Source organism: Methylobacterium sp. WL69, from assembly GCF_008039485.1.
Lineage (GTDB): Bacteria > Pseudomonadota > Alphaproteobacteria > Rhizobiales > Beijerinckiaceae > Methylobacterium.
In genome coordinates, this window is the sequence record NZ_VRUZ01000212.1 from 1 (window position 1) to 603 (window position 603).

Below are 603 nucleotides of genomic sequence, written 5' to 3' on the forward strand. Positions count from 1 at the left end.
GGCCGGCCGGGGCCGCACCGGGCCATCGGCGTGCGCCCCGCGCCCGCCGGCGGCCTCGTCGCCCTGGTGAGCAGCCGCCACGGCGACGCCGAGACGGAGGCCTGCCTGTCGCTCCTGCCCGTGGGTGGCCGGCGCGGGGCCGCCTCGGCCCTCAAGTTCTGCCTCATCGCCTCGGGCGAGGCCGACATCTACGTCCGCTGCGGCCCGACCATGGAATGGGACACGGCGGCCGGCGACCACGTGCTCACCAGCGCCGGCGGCTGCGTCGTGGTGCCGTCGGGCCAGCCGATCACCTACGGGCATCACGGCCGCCATTACCGCAACGGCCCGTTCGCGGCCCTCGGCGACCGCACCTACGCGGCCCGCCTCGACCTGCCGACGTCGAGCCCGGCGCCGCGCCGGTCCGTCGGCGCCACCGCCGGGCACCACGCCTGAGGGCGCGGCGTCCGCGCGGGTTTTCTGACAGGCCCTTAACCTTATCTTGACCCTGTTTCGCGTCATGATCGGGGCGAACCGGGCGCGGGAGCGTGGCCCGGGGCCTTTGCCGGGACGCCACCCGGCACCGCACGCCGCCCCCGCACGCGACGAGGCACGATGTTGAAA

1 protein-coding gene is annotated in these 603 nt (G+C 76.0%); it reads left to right on the forward strand.

The features are described 5' to 3' along the window. Positions 1-435 (forward strand): inositol monophosphatase family protein (locus tag FV218_RS22510; protein WP_281407893.1); only part of this gene is annotated, 435 nt, incomplete at its 5' end. Between the last annotated feature and the right edge of the window lie 168 nt (positions 436-603).